At 50.9% G+C, this 15,795-nt stretch carries 16 protein-coding genes; 3 read left to right on the forward strand and 13 right to left on the reverse strand.

What is annotated here, in order from left to right; translation table 11 throughout:
* Positions 1–5 precede the first annotated feature (5 nt).
* Both prfA and C1A11_RS02475 read right to left on the reverse strand, forming a co-directional pair.
* Positions 6–1,082, reverse strand: a complete 1,077-nt coding sequence (prfA, locus tag C1A11_RS02470; RefSeq protein ID WP_102048832.1) for a peptide chain release factor 1 — start codon at positions 1,080–1,082, stop codon at positions 6–8.
* Between the two features lie 131 nt (positions 1,083–1,213).
* On the reverse strand, positions 1,214–1,402 hold the full coding sequence (locus C1A11_RS02475; protein ID WP_102048833.1) for a DUF951 domain-containing protein: 189 nt from the start codon (positions 1,400–1,402) through the stop codon (positions 1,214–1,216).
* Positions 1,403–1,573: 171 nt separating this feature from the next.
* Here C1A11_RS02475 and C1A11_RS02480 point away from each other — a divergent pair, with 171 nt between their 5' ends.
* Positions 1,574–2,476, forward strand: a complete 903-nt coding sequence (locus C1A11_RS02480; RefSeq protein WP_102048834.1) for a hypothetical protein — start codon at positions 1,574–1,576, stop codon at positions 2,474–2,476.
* Positions 2,477–2,642: 166 nt separating this feature from the next.
* Positions 2,643–3,200, forward strand: coding sequence for a DUF4364 family protein (locus C1A11_RS02485; protein ID WP_102048835.1), 558 nt, complete (start codon positions 2,643–2,645; stop codon positions 3,198–3,200).
* 51 nt (positions 3,201–3,251) lie between these two features.
* Here C1A11_RS02485 and C1A11_RS02490 read toward each other — a convergent pair whose 3' ends face one another.
* From C1A11_RS02490 to C1A11_RS02500, 3 genes are all read right to left on the reverse strand, one after another.
* A complete protein-coding gene (locus tag C1A11_RS02490) occupies positions 3,252–3,677 on the reverse strand; it encodes a hypothetical protein (protein WP_145995705.1) in 426 nt (141 codons plus the stop codon).
* A gap of 102 nt (positions 3,678–3,779) precedes the next feature.
* The gene (locus C1A11_RS02495; protein ID WP_102048837.1) at positions 3,780–4,376 is read right to left on the reverse strand and encodes a sugar transferase; all 597 of its coding nucleotides are present in this window, start codon (positions 4,374–4,376) and stop codon (positions 3,780–3,782) included.
* Positions 4,377–4,447: 71 nt separating this feature from the next.
* Positions 4,448–6,349 (reverse strand): polysaccharide biosynthesis protein, encoded by a 1,902-nt coding sequence (locus tag C1A11_RS02500; RefSeq protein ID WP_102049223.1) that lies wholly within the window; start codon positions 6,347–6,349, stop codon positions 4,448–4,450.
* Positions 6,350–6,635: 286 nt separating this feature from the next.
* Here C1A11_RS02500 and C1A11_RS14045 point away from each other — a divergent pair, with 286 nt between their 5' ends.
* Positions 6,636–6,965, forward strand: coding sequence for a DUF2752 domain-containing protein (locus C1A11_RS14045; protein ID WP_423242020.1), 330 nt, complete (start codon positions 6,636–6,638; stop codon positions 6,963–6,965).
* A 103-nt stretch (positions 6,966–7,068) separates the two neighbouring features.
* On the opposite strand, the gene spoIVA is transcribed toward C1A11_RS14045, so the two are convergent.
* The 8 genes from spoIVA to rlmN all read right to left on the reverse strand — a co-directional run bounded on the left by spoIVA (position 7,069) and on the right by rlmN (position 15,782).
* The gene (gene spoIVA / locus C1A11_RS02510) at positions 7,069–8,544 is read right to left on the reverse strand and encodes a stage IV sporulation protein A (RefSeq protein WP_102048839.1); all 1,476 of its coding nucleotides are present in this window, start codon (positions 8,542–8,544) and stop codon (positions 7,069–7,071) included.
* 13 nt (positions 8,545–8,557) lie between these two features.
* Positions 8,558–10,069 carry a DUF3794 and LysM peptidoglycan-binding domain-containing protein gene (locus tag C1A11_RS02515; protein ID WP_102048840.1) on the reverse strand — a complete coding sequence of 504 codons (1,512 nt, stop codon included), beginning with the start codon at positions 10,067–10,069 and terminating at the stop codon, positions 8,558–8,560.
* A gap of 118 nt (positions 10,070–10,187) precedes the next feature.
* The gene (gene spoVM / locus C1A11_RS14050) at positions 10,188–10,268 is read right to left on the reverse strand and encodes a stage V sporulation protein SpoVM (protein ID WP_102048841.1); all 81 of its coding nucleotides are present in this window, start codon (positions 10,266–10,268) and stop codon (positions 10,188–10,190) included.
* Positions 10,269–10,323: 55 nt separating this feature from the next.
* Entirely contained in the window at positions 10,324–10,953 is a 630-nt protein-coding gene (locus C1A11_RS02525) for a thiamine diphosphokinase (RefSeq protein WP_102048842.1), read from the reverse strand.
* Positions 10,954–10,956: 3 nt separating this feature from the next.
* Entirely contained in the window at positions 10,957–11,841 is an 885-nt protein-coding gene (gene rsgA, locus C1A11_RS02530) for a ribosome small subunit-dependent GTPase A (RefSeq protein WP_102048843.1), read from the reverse strand.
* A 12-nt stretch (positions 11,842–11,853) separates the two neighbouring features.
* The gene (gene pknB / locus C1A11_RS02535; RefSeq protein ID WP_102048844.1) at positions 11,854–13,920 is read right to left on the reverse strand and encodes a Stk1 family PASTA domain-containing Ser/Thr kinase; all 2,067 of its coding nucleotides are present in this window, start codon (positions 13,918–13,920) and stop codon (positions 11,854–11,856) included.
* A gap of 84 nt (positions 13,921–14,004) precedes the next feature.
* Positions 14,005–14,745: a Stp1/IreP family PP2C-type Ser/Thr phosphatase gene (locus C1A11_RS02540; protein ID WP_102048845.1), complete on the reverse strand. Its 741-nt coding sequence runs from the start codon at positions 14,743–14,745 to the stop codon at positions 14,005–14,007.
* A complete protein-coding gene (gene rlmN, locus C1A11_RS02545; protein WP_102048846.1) occupies positions 14,742–15,782 on the reverse strand; it encodes a dual-specificity RNA methyltransferase RlmN in 1,041 nt (346 codons plus the stop codon). The genes C1A11_RS02540 and rlmN overlap by 4 nt, the downstream gene beginning before the upstream one ends.
* Between the last annotated feature and the right edge of the window lie 13 nt (positions 15,783–15,795).

The raw sequence follows: 15,795 nt of genomic DNA on the forward strand, positions 1-15,795 counted from the left end.
CGTGTTTACGCCTCCTCTGAATTTTTCAGTTTTTCTGCCTGGTCAGCGGTGACCAGCGCATCAATCATTTCGTCCAGGTTACCGTCCAGGAACGAATCCAACTTGTACAATGTCAGGCCGATGCGGTGATCGGTCACGCGGCCCTGCGGGTAGTTGTAGGTACGGATGCGCCCGCTTCGGTCGCCGGTACCGACCTGGCTTTTTCGCTCTGCTGAAATTTCAGCATGCTGTTCTTCCTGCTTTTGCTGCAACAAGCGGCTGCGCAAAACACGCAATGCTTTGTCTTTGTTCTTATACTGGCTACGTTCGTCCTGGCATTCTACTACCATGCCGGTCGGCAAATGGGTCACGCGGATTGCTGACGAGGTTTTATTGATATGCTGACCGCCTGCACCGGAGGAACGAAAGGTATCAATTTTCAAATCATTCATGTTCAAATCGAACTCTACTTCCTCAGCTTCCGGCATAACCGCAACGGTGGCTGCTGAAGTGTGCACACGACCCTGTGTTTCTGTTTCGGGCACGCGCTGTACGCGGTGGGTACCGCCTTCAAATTTAAGCCGGCTGTAAGCGCCTTCACCGTCAATGGTAAAGCTGACCTCTTTTACGCCGCCGAGCTCGGTTTCGTTGATGTTATTGATTTCAATCTGCCAGCCTCTTGCTTCGGCATACATCGAATACATACGGAACAGGCTATGTGCAAACAGCGCAGCCTCCTCGCCGCCGGTGCCACCTCGAATTTCCATGATGATATTTTTATCATCGTTCTCATCCTTGGGCAACATCAAAATTTTCAGCTCTTCGCTGTACTTAGCGCAAAGCTCTTTGTTGTCGTCATATTCCTGCTGCACCATTTCTTTAAAGTCAGCGTCAAGGCCGCCTTCTTCCAGCAGGCTCTTTGCTTCTTCAAAAGCATCTTTTGCAACGGTGTACTCGTCCAGCTTTTCAATGATGGGGGTCAGGTTTTTATGCTCTTTCATCAGGTTGCGGTAAAGCTCGTTATTTGAGATAACCGTCGGGTCGGTAAGCTGGTTATTAATCTCTTCGTAGTGGCGTTTAACTTCAAATAATTTATCAATCATCGTGAAACTTATCCTTTCTATTGGGCAGCTTTGCGCATTTTAGCAAAGCTGTTTTGCTGTGAGCAGCTGCATCGAAAAAAGCGCAGCAAATTCACGGCGCCGTTGCGTCGTCTGCCTCATTTTCACAGTCGCTATCGCTCTGCCTCACGAATGACCTTTTTGATGTTTTTTTCAATTTTGGCTCGGGGCACCATGATTTCATGTCCGCATTTGGTACAGCGAATCCTAAAATCCATGCCCACACGTAACACGTCAAACTCATTATTCTGGCAAGGGTGTGGTTTTTTTACAAGAATTTTATCTCCTACCTGTACATCCATCTGCGGCACCTTCCTTTCGTTATCCTTATCGGACAGATAGGTTATATTATAATACATTGCAGTGATTTGTGCAATTCCCCCGGCATATATTCTAAGTGTATCCGCTCTTGTTTGAGAGCGGTGTGAATTGATGCGCGGCATGGCCAGCTGCCGCCGGAGGAGGAAACACAGATGAAGTTTTATGCCGAGGAGCCCGCTGCCGTCCCTGACCTGTTTACGCTGCCCGCCCTAAGGGAAGCCCAGAGGACCGGCGCGATTTTACAAAGCACCGCGCTCTTTTTTGATACCGACAAAAGCCTGCACTTTCGGCTGGCGGGGCTAAACGCCATTATGCCCTATGAAGAGTGCGCAGACGGCATCACCGAGGGCAGTGTGCGTGATATCGCGATTATCACCCGGGTTGGCCGGGGCGCTTGTTTTGTTGTCAAAGAAATTGACGAAAGTGGCAGCGAGCCGAAATTAATTCTCTCGCGCGCTGAGGCGCAGCGCCGCTGCAAGGCAGAGTACATAGACACGCTCGAGCCGGGCACTATTATCTCGTGCGTTGCCACTCATATTGAATCGTTTGGCGTCTTTTGCGATGTCGGTTGCGGCATCAGCGCATTGCTGCCGATTGATTGCCTTTCAGTTTCGCGTATTTCGTCCCCTGCTGACCGGGTGCGCACCGGCGAAAAACTGCTTTGCATTGTGCGCTCGCGCGATGCACAAGGGCGCTTGGTGCTGACCATGAAAGAGCTGCTTGGCACCTGGCAGCAAAACGCCGACCTGTTTCATGTAGGCATGAGCGTGACGGGAATTGTACGCAGTATTGAAGAGTATGGCGTATTTGTAGAGCTTGCCCCTAACCTCGCAGGCCTTGCAGAATATGATAACCGACTGGTCCCCGGTGATGCGGTGAGCGTTTACATTAAAAGCATTCTGCCCGACAAGATGAAAGTAAAGCTGGTACTGCTCTCGCGCTTGGCGCGCCCGGATGTGCCGCCACCGCTGCACCACTTTATTACGGAAGGAAAAGTGGAGCACTGGGTCTATTCCACCCCCAATGCCAAAAAGCAGATTGAAACGACATTCTAACCGTTCCTTCCTTTACATTTTATCCGGTTTGCGGTATAGTTATTTCATAGGCAGCAGATAAAAAGCGTCGGTTTTTTGCCGCCGCTTGCCAGATAACCCGGCAAAGGTGCCAAAAAGGAAGCCGTGCAGCCCCAGGGCCGTACGGAAAGGAAGGAAGTTCCTCATCGTGACAAAAAAAGCGTTTACCGCGGGAGTGCGGCCCGGTGGGTTAACCACCTCCACCGAAATACGAATTCTTTTATGCTACCTGCTGCAAAGCGTTGGTATGCCCCTTAGTCGGGCTGAAATTGAAAATGCACTGCTCAGCGAAGAGCTGGTGAATTATTTTGAGATGGCGGAAGCGCTTGGTGACCTTTGTGAAAAAGGGCACCTCGCCCTCAACGCTGACAATAAATACACCATTACTGAGAGCGGCAGTGCCCTTGCGGCCGCGCTTAAAAGTGATGTGCCGCGCAGTGTGCGCGAAGCTGCCGTCAACGCAGTTATCAGCGCACAGGTGTATAAGCGCAAAAAAGCACAGCACCACGCAACCCACGAAAAAAACAAAAACGGGTATATGGTGCACTGCTACATTGAGGATTTGGGAGAGCGGGTTTTTTCGCTGGACCTTTACATGCCCGATGAGCTTTCTGCAAAAGCGGTAGAAGAAAAATTCGTGAGCCGTGGAGATGACTTATTCAGCAACATTCTCTCTATGATGATTGAACCCGGCAGCGACAAATAAAAAGAACATCGGCAGCAGAATTTTTCTGCTGCCGATGCTTTTTGTCTTGGCTTATTGTGGCTGTGGGGTTGCCTGCTGCTCAAAAAACACTGTTTCTACAATTTGAACAAAGCTGTCTGATCTGTTTTTTAACTTATACGTTTTTTCTTTATAGCTTACGGTGTTCTGGCTTACCGCAACCGTTTGGGTCGTGCCGTCTCTTAAAAAGTACCGAATGGTGATAATCGGTGTTTCTTCGGGCGCTTTACCGAAATTATAAACCAGCAGCCCCGCAGCATTCACGGACTGGCGGATTTTGTCCTGCTCAGTCAGCTTCACCACTTCGTCCGCTTTGTTAGCCGAAGTAATTTCAACCTGTAACACTTCTGCATATTCCGGCAGTCCGCTCAGATTCATTCCCTTTACGCTAAAATAAACCGCCAGCAACACCAGTAATACCGCTGCCGGTGCCAGCCATTTTTTCATCTTTTCAGTCATATGTTTTCTCCCTGCTTTGTTCTGTTTTTCATCGCGTATTTTCACGCCTGTAAAAAACAAAAGCCACTCGAACTGCTTTTTTGCCGCCCGGGTGGCTTTTTTCTATTTCTTTTGTTCCTGCGCGCCTTCTACAACACCTTTGGCAAACAACACGTTGGTGATTGTTTTAAAGAAAATCTTTATATCCAGCCCAAGGCTGATGTTTTTGGCATAATAGCCATCCAGTTCTGCTTTTACAGGGATTGGCAGCTCATCGCGGCCGTTAATTTGTGCCCAGCCGGTAAGCCCTGGCACCAAATCGTTCGCGCCGTATTTGTCGCGCTCTTCAATCAGGTCATATTGGTTCCACAGTGCTGGCCGCGGCCCCACAATGCTCATTTCGCCTTTTAGGATATTGAGTATCTGCGGAAGCTCATCCAAGCTGGTTTTGCGCAAAAAATGGCCAACCGGAGTAATCATAGCATCTGCATTGCCTAAAAGGTGGGTCGGCACATCTTTGGGTGTATCGCTGTACATACTGCGAAACTTGAGGATTTCAAAATGCGTTTTCCCCTTACCTACACGTTTTTGGCGAAACAGTACCGGCCCCCTGCTTGTCGCTTTGATCCACACTGCGAGAATCAAAAACAGTGGAGACAGCACGATTAACCCTGCAAGAGAAAGCACAAAATCTATAATTCGTTTGATTGCCTTGTACATCGCAAACTTCCCTCTGGTATCAGGCCCCCAGCAATACCTGCGTAAAGCACCGCAAAGCCGGGTTGCCTTCATTAAATTTTGTGGTCAAAGGTGGGTACCATTTCTGCAATAAACTGCAAAAGACGCTCGCTGTCGTTTTCGTAAGCAATTTCTTTGAGCGTTTTTAAATGGTCGAAGAAATTTTCGCGGTTCATACGCAGCGGTGCACCGATAAAGATTTTTTTGCTCTCGGTTTTCTGTACGCTTTCCTCGTCCATCATCAGCTCTTCGTACAGCTTTTCGCCGGGGCGAAGACCGGTAAAGACAATGTCGATGTCCCGGTACGGAATAAAGCCTGCCAGTTTAATAAGGTTTTCCGCAAGGTCGAGAATACGAACCGGCGCACCCATATCCAAAACGTAAATGTTGCCTGCCCCGCCCATGGACGCGGCTTGCAGCACCAGACTTACCGCCTCTGGGATGGTCATGAAATAGCGGATAATGTTAGGGTCGGTGACCGTCAACGGACCACCGCTAGCAATCTGCTCTTTAAAAAGCGGTAGCACCGAGCCGTTGGAGCCCAGCACGTTGCCAAATCGCACTGCACAAAAACTGGTTTTGCTGTTTTTGGCAATGCTTTGAATAATCATCTCACAAATGCGCTTGGTAGCCCCCATCACATTAGTAGGATTGACCGCTTTATCGGTGGAAATCAGCACAAAGCGGTCTGCGCCATATTTTTCTGCGGAAAGTGCTACATTATATGTGCCAAAGACGTTGTTTTTGACTGCTTCTTCCGGGCTTGTCTCCATCAGCGGCACGTGCTTATGCGCAGCCGCATGAAAGACGATATTGGGGCGATAATGTGCAAACAAAAGGTCTACCTTTTTGCTGTCACGTACTGAGGCAATCTGCACCTCCAGGTCCAGCTTATCGCCATATTTGCGAATCAGCTCCTGCTGGATGGCATACGCATTGTTTTCGTAAATATCTACGATGACAAGTTTTTTCGGGTTTGAGGCTGCAATCTGTCGGCAAAGCTCGCTGCCAATAGAACCGCCGCCACCGGTAACCATGATGGTTTTACCTTTAACCAGCTGGCTGGCCGTGGAGGAAATTTCAATGACTTCGCGCCCAAGCAGGTCTTCTACCTGCACATCGCGAATGCGGGAAGAGAGATCTTTGCCGTCTGCAATCAGTTTCACAATGTCCGGCAAAATGCGCAGGTTACAGTTTGTTTTTGCACAAATAGAAAGAATTCGGTGCTTATTCTCATCCTCAAGGGTCGGGATGCAAAGCAGAATCGTTTCTATTTCACATTGGCGCACTAACTCAGGGATATCTTCAGTGGTACCCATAATCTCGATGCCGAGAATCGAACGACCAACCTTTTGGGGGGAATCGTCTACCGCGCAGATGATGTTCATTTCATCGGACGGGTTTTTGTAAAGCTCGTGCAGTAAGGTGCTCGCCGCGTCACCTGCACCAATCAGCATCACACGCCGTCTGCGGCTGACACCGGATTTAATTTTTGTGTTGCGATACATGCGGTAAGTCAAACGCGCTACCAGGGTGAGTGCCGTGGCAAACATCGCGCTCATCAAATAAACAGCGATAGGAATACGCCGCTCGGTAAAAATAAAGCGCGAAACCACGATAAATGCGCCTACCGCCAAAATAGAGGACATACAGAAACGGAAAAATTCGACAATTTCTGCATAGCGCCATAGACTGTCGTACATACCCATAAAGGCATAAACGATGATATAGCAGCTGACAAAAAAGATGCAGCTGGATACCATAAGGCTGAAATATTCTCGGAACGGGTTGCTGCTTTGCACTTCGGCAGAGTTGACCAGCGATTTAAAAAGGTCGCTGCCCTGCAAAACAAGCACCCACGTTGCCATATAAGACGCTGCCACCACAACAATATCGAACAATACCAATATTGCACGGCGATAACGCTTGAGCAAATCGGCAAATGCTTTTGCCATTTTATCACCAAACTTCTTGTGTTCTCCCAGAAAAAACCGGGCGCAGGGCATACCCCGCTATCTTATTTATTTTACAACATATCCCGTGAAGAATCAATTTTTTCCTTGCGTTTCCTTTAAAAATGCTTATAATTAATGAAAAAGCGCATTTTTAAATAAATTTTTTCACTTTTCGATTTCTGTAAAAGGAAAAATCTATCAGTGCAGGTCTAACAAAACCATAAAAAAGGGAGGGTTCTTCACGAAAAGACGTTGGCTTCTTTTAATAGTATTTCCCCTTTTTCTGCTGGCTGCATGGTTTTTATATCGTGAGGGGCATCTTTTCCCGTGTTATTTCTACCAAACAACCGGGTTTTACTGCCTTGGGTGTGGGGGTAGCCGGGCTGTTCTTGCTCTCATGCACGGAAATTTTACCGATGCATTGCGGTACAATGCCTTTGTTATCCTGCTTTTGCCTTTTCTGGCTTATTTCCTTCTCTCTATGTTAATAGAAACGATTTGCGGGCGCAGAATACTTCGGCGGCCTAAATTGCCCGGGTGGGCATGGATTTGTTTTGCGCTCGCCGCTGCTGCTTTTACGATTCTCCGCAATCTTCCTTTTATGCCCCGTTTATAATATTGGCTTATCCTGCAAGTTTACTACGGCCAAAAATATTCTAAAATCAAAAACGCGTGGACCGCTTTAACGGTCCACGCGTTTTATTGTGTTGATGTAAGAGTTACAGGATAATGCAAATCAGTCCCTGGCAGCCCTCGTTGATGACGCGCTCAAGGGTTTCTTGCAATTTGAGGCGCGCCTCGGTAGGCATATGCAGCAGCTTGCCTTGCAGGCCTTCGTTGACCAGCTCATGCAGGCTCTTGCCGAAAATATTGGACTCCCAGATGCGAATGGGGTCTTCTTCGAAATCTTTCAGCAGGCTCATTACCAGCTCTTCCGACTGTTTCTCGCTGCCCACAATAGGGCTGATTTCGGTCGTAATGTTGGTTTTGAGCATCTGAATCGAAGGTGCGCTGGCTTTCAGCCGCACGCCATACCGGCCAGACTGTTTGACAATCTCCGGCTCTTCCAGGTGCAGTTCATCGATGGTCGGCATCACGATGCCGTATCCGGTTGCTTCAACCTGCTGCATCGCGTCGCGAATCTTCTCATACTCTTTTTTCACCCGTGCAAGCTGAATGACGCAAGGCATCAAACTGGCTTCATCACAGATTTCAAGCCCAGCCTGCTCGCCCAGTACCTTGTAGAAGATATCCGAGGCAAGGTGTACTTCCACCTTGGCGGTGCCGGTGTCCAGGTTGATGGCGGTAACCGCTGCACTGGAAATGTACTCACTGGCCAGAGTGGGCGCATTGTCGCGTAGGTCACGAATCCGCACAACACTGTCAGCGAAGTTACGCACCGCACCGTAAACGCTCTCCTGCAGCCAATGGTCAGGCTCCAGCATGGTAATCCATTTAGGCATCGTAAAGCCGATTTCCTGCACTGCAAACTCATACAGCACGGTTTTCAGCACGTTGCGAATATCAGCTTCGGTCATCTCTACACAGCTGATAGGAATAACTGCGACACCGTATTTTGCAGTAAGCTCGTTTGCCAGCTCTTTGCTCTGGCGAGCATCCGGCGAAACACAGTTGAGCAGCACGGCAAACGGCTTGCCGGTGCCTTTCATTTCGCCGATGACTCTCGCCTCTGCCCCTTCGTATGCACTGCGGGGCAAATCGCTGATGCTGCCGTCGGTGGTCAGCACAAGGCCAATCGTAGAGTGCTCGGTGATAACCTTGCGGGTGCCGGTTTCCGCAGCTACCTCAAAAGGCACCGCATGGTCGTACCACGGGCTTTTCACCATGCGGGGGCGTTCATCTTCCACGGTGCCCATTGCGCCCTGTACAAGGTAGCCGACGCAATCAATCAGCCGAGTGCGGAACGAAACGCCATTCTCCAATTCCAAAGTAATGGCCTGCTCCGGCACAAATTTCGGCTCGGTGGTCATTACGGTGCGGCCAGCGGCACTTTGCGGCAGCTCATCGGTAGCGCGCTGGCGCACAGCGGTGTTTTTAATGGCAGGCAGCACGAGGGCTTCCATAAAACGTTTGATAAATGTACTTTTGCCAGTGCGTACAGGACCGACGACGCCGATGTAGATCTCGCCGCCGGTACGCCGGGCAAGGTCCTGATAGATTGTATTCGCTTCCATCTGCTCTCCTCCCTTATTCCGCGGTGGGAATCAGCAGCCGGGTATCCTGCTGCAGTGTCTCGGTATCGATCCCGCTGCCCGCCGCGATTTTTGCGGGGTCGGCATGGTAACGCTTAGCGATTGAGAACAGCTCTTCGCCGGCTTTGCCATAATAGATGCGCAGTGCTACGCCGTCATCTTGTGCCTGCAGCAATTCGTCGCAGACAATGGTGTCAATGACTTCCGTGCGGGCGCGCTCAGTTACTACGCCACTCACCGAGATGTTGACTTCACAGGAGGCGTCTTCGCCGCTCTTTTTCGCACTTGCACTTTCAAACAGTGCCGTTGCTTCTACGCTTACAGCATCTGCGCTGCCTGCATAGCGTTTGGGCAGCATGTAGTCGCAGGGTTTGTCATAGCATTCCAGCTCGCCCAGGCTGTTGCAGCAGATGAGGTGTGCCACAACGCGTCCCTTGATGCAAAGCTCACCGTTTTCGGTGACCGTCTCGGGCGGCAAAACAGTTGCCACGCACTCCACCACTGTGCTGCCTGCATCCGGCAGTGCGCCTGATGTAGAAGCTGTGATAGTATTATGGAACCGGTCGATGATTTGCCCGGTTAAAATGGTCTTGGTGGTCGTTTCTGCTTCATATGCAGTAGAGAAAGCATCCGACACTGCGTACACAGAAGCTTTTTTATAAGCCAGCAGTGCAATTACAGCGTTGACACTGGCGACGGTGCCGCCGTCAGAGCCTGCGGTGATGGTGCAGCCCATCGGCTTAACCTGCGCGCTGCATTCGCAGTCTTCTGTCAGATTCTCGACGTCGATAATCTGGTTGAACGCCATCTCTTTTTGCGCGTGCAGCACATGGCAGCCCGGCTCGGCGCGGTAAGCAACGGTGAGCATCAGCGCACCTTTTACAACTGCCTTACCCGAAACCAGTTTGATCTCGGAAACTGCACCGCTGCACTGGGTAGAAAGAATGGCCTCAGGTGCCTGCTCAAACTCTACCGTATCCTCGGCAGTGAACTGTTTTTCCACATCGCCAACCGTGCGGGTCAAAGAAAGCTCTGTTTGCTTGCTCTGTACCCCTGCACCGGAAAGCGCAGTGATAATCTCCTGCTCTACCTCGCCGCTGACGACCGTCTTAAATGCATAAGCACCTTTCACATCAATGCGCCGCTGGTTGATGGCACGTACGTTCAAATATTCGCACTCGCCCGCGACGGAAATGTGGTAACGGCTGCAGCCGGTTGGTTTGAGCTCTACCGTTTTAGAGAACGGCAGCTTTTGTTCGACGGGGCAGAGGCTCTGCCCTTCTTCGCCCTGATAGTACACCAGCAGGCGCAGGTAGCCTTCTAGTGTGAGTTTGCCACCCATCACCTGTTTTTGAAGTATGACCGGCGTGACAAAGCTCTTTACGATTTTAAAAATTTCCGGCAGATAGTCGGGAATCATGATCTCTGTTTCCACCGGGTGCTCCAGCGTGAGATCACAAAGCTGTTGCTCCACGCTCACGGTGTCTCTGAACACCTTTAATTCCATAGTCCTCGCCCCTTTCAACAAATAAGTATTCACTCCTTGTCTTTGTTATTCCGGGACAAACGAAAACTGCTGCAAAACACTTAAAAAAGTGTCTTGCAGCAGTTTTTCTTGGTAGGTCCTAGCTGTTGCTCTTAATCCCAAAGATGGCTTTGAGAATTCCACGGAGCAGCTTCGGACTCTTGACTACGACGATCTGCATCAAATCCCCTCTTTCCTGACTGGTAACCCAGTATATACAGAAAGATGAGTTTTTGCTACTTTCGGGCGTACATCACAAGCAAATTCCCGTTTTTTACGGAAACCAGGGCCGTTTGCTCTAAAATCTCGTTGCTCACCCCAATAGGATAAGCCCCTGTGAGCACCGCCTCACAAAGCGGATACTTCACGCCGGAAAGGGTAACCCCATGTGCAGTTCCATCCATCGCAAACACGGAAAAATAAAAGCCCTCTCGTTTTTCAAAGCATCGGCTTTCACTCGTCAGCACCGTAACGGCGGTGTTTTGATCTACCGCCCAGCTCTGCACCCCACATCTGCGCAAAAAAAGCAGTGTGGCCAGGTTTGCAAAGGTGTGGTCCAGCCGCCCCCCCAGGCCTCCCAGCAGCAGCACTTCGGTAAAGCCACGCTCTACCACAAGGCGTGCCGCATGGTGTGTGTCTGTATCATCCTTTTCCGGCACCAGCGAAATTAATTCCTCTGCGTGTTCCGGGCAGGGGGCAGAATCCCAATCGCCCAAGCACAGCGACGGCGTTACGCCGAGCAGCTTTGCCCGCTCAACGCCGGCATCCAGTGCCCAGACAGTATCAGTAGGGCGAATCAATTCCGCCAGTGTGGGGTCCACTTCGCCGCCTGCAATCAGCACACAGCGGTTTGTCTGTTTTTCCAAGGGTCACAGCTCCCATTCTTTAATGTCTTTGGCGTCTTCATACATTGCAAGGTAGCTTTCGTACCGGCGCTGTCCAATCTCGCCTGCTTCTAGCGCTGCACGCACAGCACAGCCTTTTTCGGTTCTGTGGGAACAGCCGGTAAATTTGCAGGCCGTCAGATAAGGCTCAAACTCCGGAAAAGCAAATTGCAGATTTTCTTTTAAAATCAGATTGGCGCGCTCCATATCAAGCGAAGAAAAGCCCGGTGTATCTGCGATCAGCCCTCCAAAGGCAGAGAACAATTCCACCTGGCGGGTGGTGTGCTTGCCGCGGCCCAGCTTTTTGCTGATTTCAGCCGTGTCGAAATGCAGCTTTGGCAGCAGGCGGCCCAGCAGTGTGGATTTACCCACACCCGAATTGCCTGTAAACGCACAAAATCGCCCTGCGATGATTTCACGAATCCGCTCAAGGGCCTTTTCTTCTTCTCGCCCTGCTACAATAACTTCAATGCCGGATTTTGCGTAAGCTTCCACCAGCTCTCGCTGGCTGCAAAGGTCGGTTTTTGTAGCAACAATCACCGGAGTGATGCCCTTATCCACCGCTATGGCACACATTTTATCCAGCACTAAATAATTGGGTGCCGGCTCGGTAGTGGCTGCCACGATAAACAGCACATCGAGGTTTGCCATGGGTGGGCGAACCAGCACATTTTTCCGGGGCAGTATTTCTGCAATTATTGCGCTGTCGCCTTCCTGTTCCAACTGTACAAGGTCGCCGGGCAAAGGGGATATTCCCTTTTTGCGGAATATCCCCTTTGCCTTGCATTCCACGAGTCCTTCTGCCGTTGCGACATAATAGAACCCGCCAATGCCTTTCATAATTCTATTTTCTAATTTGATTTCTGCCATATATTACTCATTTCAATGCAAATTGTGCAGCACCCCAAGCAGGTCAGGTACCTCCGGTGATACAGGCGGTGCAGTGACAGGCGGTGGTGTGATTATCGGTGAGGGCGTCGGTACCGGAGGCGCCGGTGTCGGGGTCGGCGCTGGCGTCGGTGTGGGTTTCGGTCCATTGACCTGGAAGTTATAATTACCCGGATTCTGGAAGTCTACGGTAGCTACAATCGGGGTCGAGCCGTTCGTGATAATCATTTCCTGTGCGTTAATGCCGGTCAGGGTAAAGCTCCATACACCGCCGGGCACAGCATCAAATGCGCTAACCTGGGTGCCGCCTACAGTAGCCGTCCAGTGAGAAGCCGTCGCGTTGGCATCAAAGGTAACTGTAACAGTGACGCTCTTTTCTTTGGGCGCAACAACACCGGTGCTGATGGTGACGGTAACTTTTGTACCAACGGCTACCTCAGTGCCCGCGGGCGGGTCTTGAGAAAGAATGGTGCCCTGCGGCAGCTCGCTTTCTACTTCAATCGGGGTGCCCAGAGAAAGTCTGCTGCTCTCCAGAATTTTACGCGCTTCTGCGGTGGAGGCAACATTGATGAGTTGCGGCACAGCCACTTTATCTTCGCCTGCCGCTTTGCTGATGTAAACTGTGATTTCACTGCCGGTATCCAGCTTAGTGCCCGGCTCGGGGTTTGTGCGGATAACTTTGCCCGCTTCTACGCTTTCGCTTTTTTCGGGTACAACCAGCACCGAAAGCCCCAGCTTAGAGAGTGCTTTCTCTGCTTCGCCGCGGGTTTTACCGGCGGTATCCGGCACAGTGACAACCTCGGTGCCCATGCTGACCCAGATTTTCACCTTAGCGCCCTGCTTTACCTTTTTAGGCGGCTTGGGGCTTTGTTTGATAATCTGGCCTTCGGGATGGCTTGCGCTGTACACCTTTTCTACGTCCAGCTTAAAATTCTCGGTGTATTCGGTGTTGCTCTTCACATCGTTGTAATTGAGGTCAACAAAGTTTTGAAGATCCACGTCGGGTTTGCTGCTAAAAAAGCCGGACGTACTAAAGATAAGGAAACAAAGAATTGCAGAGCCGACGGCAAACGCCAGCGCCATACCCGCCAAAATAGGCAGAGTGAGGTTGCGTTTTTTCTTTGGCTGTTTTTGAGCGCCCTGGGGCGGTGTTTTTTTTGCTTTGCTTATCACTTTATCTATATACCTCGTTGGTGAATTGTCATCCAGATAGTCGTATGCAAACTTAATACTGGGGTTCTTTTTAAATTCTTCAATTGCACCCAGCATCTCATCCGCAGATTGGTATCGCCGGCGTGCGTCCTTTGCCATTGCCTTCATGGTAATAGCTTCCAGCGGCTCCGGAATATCCGGGTTGATGCTGCGGGGCGGTGCGGCCGTATCAGAAATCTGTTTAATCGCCACCTGCACTGCACTTTCGCTGTCAAACGGCAGCTTGCCGGTCAGCATTTCGTACATCATAACACCGGTAGAATAGATATCTGCCTTTGCATCAATCACATCGCCCTTGGCCTGCTCGGGGCTGATATAATGCACCGAGCCAATGGCTTTGTCGGTAACGGTGTGCGATTCGCTGCGGGCAAAACGTGCAATGCCGAAATCCATCACCTTGATGTTGCCGTCTGCAAGCACCATAATATTTTGCGGCTTAATATCGCGGTGGATAATGCCTTTTGCGTGCGCATGCTGCAATGCACCGAGCACCTGTTCAATAAAGAACAGCGTTTCTTTCCAGCTCAGCACACCGCGCTGCTCAATATATTCTTTGAGCGTCGCGCCGTCAAGGTATTCCATCGCAATGTACTGCACCTTGTCCGATACGCTTACATCGAATACCCGGACAATATGGGGGTGGTGGAGCAGAGCAATTGCTTTCGATTCATTTTTGAATCTTCTTACAAGATCCTCGTTCTCCAAAAACTCCTGGCGCAGGATCTTCACCGCTACGGGGCGGTGCTCAAGCAAATCAGTGGCTTTGTAGACATTTGCCATGCCGCCAACACCAATCAGCTTTTCGATCTCATAACGCCCGTCCAGGCGTTTGCCGATATACATATCCATGTGTTATGACCATTCCTTTCCCGGAATTGTACAGAAAAAGCCACACAGTGCTTTCCCGGATAGAATCAAAAATATTTCACCCGGTCAGTGGGCATTTTCCACTTTCACCAGAACGGCAGTAATGTTATCCTGCCCCTCTGCATCAAGCGCAAGTGAAATCAGTTTATCCGCCGTTTCAAAAAAAGGCGTTTCGCTCAGCGCGGCTGCAATCGCCTGTTCTGGCGCTGCGTTGGTGAGCCCGTCGCTGCAAAGCAAAATAAGGTCGCCGCTGCGCACCTGTCTCTCACCATAATCCAGCTGCAATGTATCATTGACACCCAGCGCGCGCGTAATCAAATTTTTTTGGGGGTGGGTAACCGCTTCTTCTTCCGTCAGCGTTCCGTTCTCTATCATTTCCTGCACAATAGAGTGGTCTTTGGTCAACCTGTCCAACACGCCGGCACGGTGCAGGTACGCGCGCGAGTCACCGGCATGCACATAATATACAGTATTGTTCTTTAATATCACGGCAACCAGCGTTGTGCCCATGCCGCGTTTGGTCTCGTCGTGGCGGGCAAGGTCGTACACACGGGTGTTCGCCCGCTGTGCAGCATTGTCCAGCAGCTCGTGGATACCCGCCGCCGAGATAGGCTCTGCCAGCCCTCGCAGCAGCTCGTTTTCCATCGTTTCTACAGCCACGCTACTGGCAATGGCGCCGCCGCGCGTGCCGCCCATGCCGTCGCAAACTACCGCCCAGACAGTGTCATCCTGCATTCTGCCTGCGCGGTAATTGTCTTGATTCTCTTTGCGGCCCATGCCGATATCGGTTTTGCCGACGATTCTCACTGGTCGGATTCTCCCTTCGCTTCCTGCCGCAGCTGGCCGCACGCCGCGCTGATGTCGGTACCAAGCCGGCGCCGTACTGTGGCATTCATGCCGAGCGCGATTAAGCGCTCTTTAAAGTCATTTACATTCTTCGCGTCGCTGGCAGAATATTGCGAGCCATCGACGGGATTAATCGGAATTAAATTGATATGTGCGCTCATGCCGCGCAAAAGGTGCGCCAACTCTTCCGCACAGGCGGGTGTGTCGTTGACGCCTTTAACCATTGCATACTCAAAGCTGATGCGCCGGCCTGTTTTTTGCTGATAGGCACGGCAGGCTGCAATCAGCTCTTCCACCGGGTAAGCATCGTTGACCGGCATCATCGAAGAGCGCAGCGTATTGTTGGGCGCGTGCAGCGATACCGAAAGTGTCAGGCCAAGGCCTTCCTGCGCCAGCTCGGCAATTTTGGGTACCAGACCGCAGGTAGAAAGGCTGATGTTGCGCATACCGATGTTGATGCCGTGGTCGCTGGAGATAATGCGTAGAAAATCCAGCACGTTATTATAGTTATCAAGCGGTTCGCCAATGCCCATGAGCACGATGTTGGAAATGCGCTCCCCTACATCTTTCTGGGCAGCGTAAACCTCCGCGCAGATTTCACCGGCAGTAAGCCGGCGTACAAGCCCACCCTGGGTGGAGGCGCAAAAACGGCACCCCATTGCACAGCCTACTTCCGTAGAAACACAGATGGTGTTGCCATAGCTGTAACGCATAACAACACTTTCGATGCAATTGCCGTCCGGCAAACGGAACAAATATTTCACGGTGCCGTCTTTAGACACCTGCTTGCGCGCAATCGTTAAGGTTTCGATGACAGCAGCCTCGGAGAGCTTTTCCAGAAATGCTTTGGGCTGGTCGGTCATCTGTGAAAAATCAGTTACCTGTTTTTCATGCAGCCATTTATAGATTTGCCGACCTCGAAAGGCCGGTTGGCCGAGGCTCTGTATGTAAGCCACCAGTTGTGGCTCTGTCAGTGAGGTCAGTTGAACGTATTCCATTTTATCACAATCT

Source organism: Pygmaiobacter massiliensis, assembly GCF_900199435.1.
Taxonomy (GTDB): domain Bacteria; phylum Bacillota; class Clostridia; order Oscillospirales; family Ruminococcaceae; genus Pygmaiobacter; species Pygmaiobacter massiliensis.

Bases quoted from the DNA above. Each gene is read 5' to 3' on its own strand.
- C1A11_RS02495 (WP_102048837.1), bottom strand. From the start codon at position 4,376: ATGTACAAGGCAATCAAACGAATTATAGATTTTGTGCTTTCTCTTGCA.
- spoIVA (WP_102048839.1), bottom strand. From the start codon at position 8,544: ATGGAAGCGAATACAATCTATCAGGACCTTGCCCGGCGTACCGGCGGC.
- C1A11_RS02475 (WP_102048833.1), bottom strand. From the start codon at position 1,402: ATGGATGTACAGGTAGGAGATAAAATTCTTGTAAAAAAACCACACCCT.
- pknB (WP_102048844.1), bottom strand. From the start codon at position 13,920: ATGGATATGTATATCGGCAAACGCCTGGACGGGCGTTATGAGATCGAA.
- prfA (WP_102048832.1), bottom strand. From the start codon at position 1,082: ATGATTGATAAATTATTTGAAGTTAAACGCCACTACGAAGAGATTAAT.
- rlmN (WP_102048846.1), bottom strand. From the start codon at position 15,782: ATGGAATACGTTCAACTGACCTCACTGACAGAGCCACAACTGGTGGCT.
- spoVM (WP_102048841.1), bottom strand. From the start codon at position 10,268: ATGCAGATCGTCGTAGTCAAGAGTCCGAAGCTGCTCCGTGGAATTCTC.
- C1A11_RS02480 (WP_102048834.1), top strand. From the start codon at position 1,574: ATGAAGTTTTATGCCGAGGAGCCCGCTGCCGTCCCTGACCTGTTTACG.
- C1A11_RS02490 (WP_145995705.1), bottom strand. From the start codon at position 3,677: ATGACTGAAAAGATGAAAAAATGGCTGGCACCGGCAGCGGTATTACTG.
- rsgA (WP_102048843.1), bottom strand. From the start codon at position 11,841: ATGGCAGAAATCAAATTAGAAAATAGAATTATGAAAGGCATTGGCGGG.
- C1A11_RS02515 (WP_102048840.1), bottom strand. From the start codon at position 10,069: ATGGAATTAAAGGTGTTCAGAGACACCGTGAGCGTGGAGCAACAGCTT.
- C1A11_RS02500 (WP_102049223.1), bottom strand. From the start codon at position 6,349: ATGGCAAAAGCATTTGCCGATTTGCTCAAGCGTTATCGCCGTGCAATA.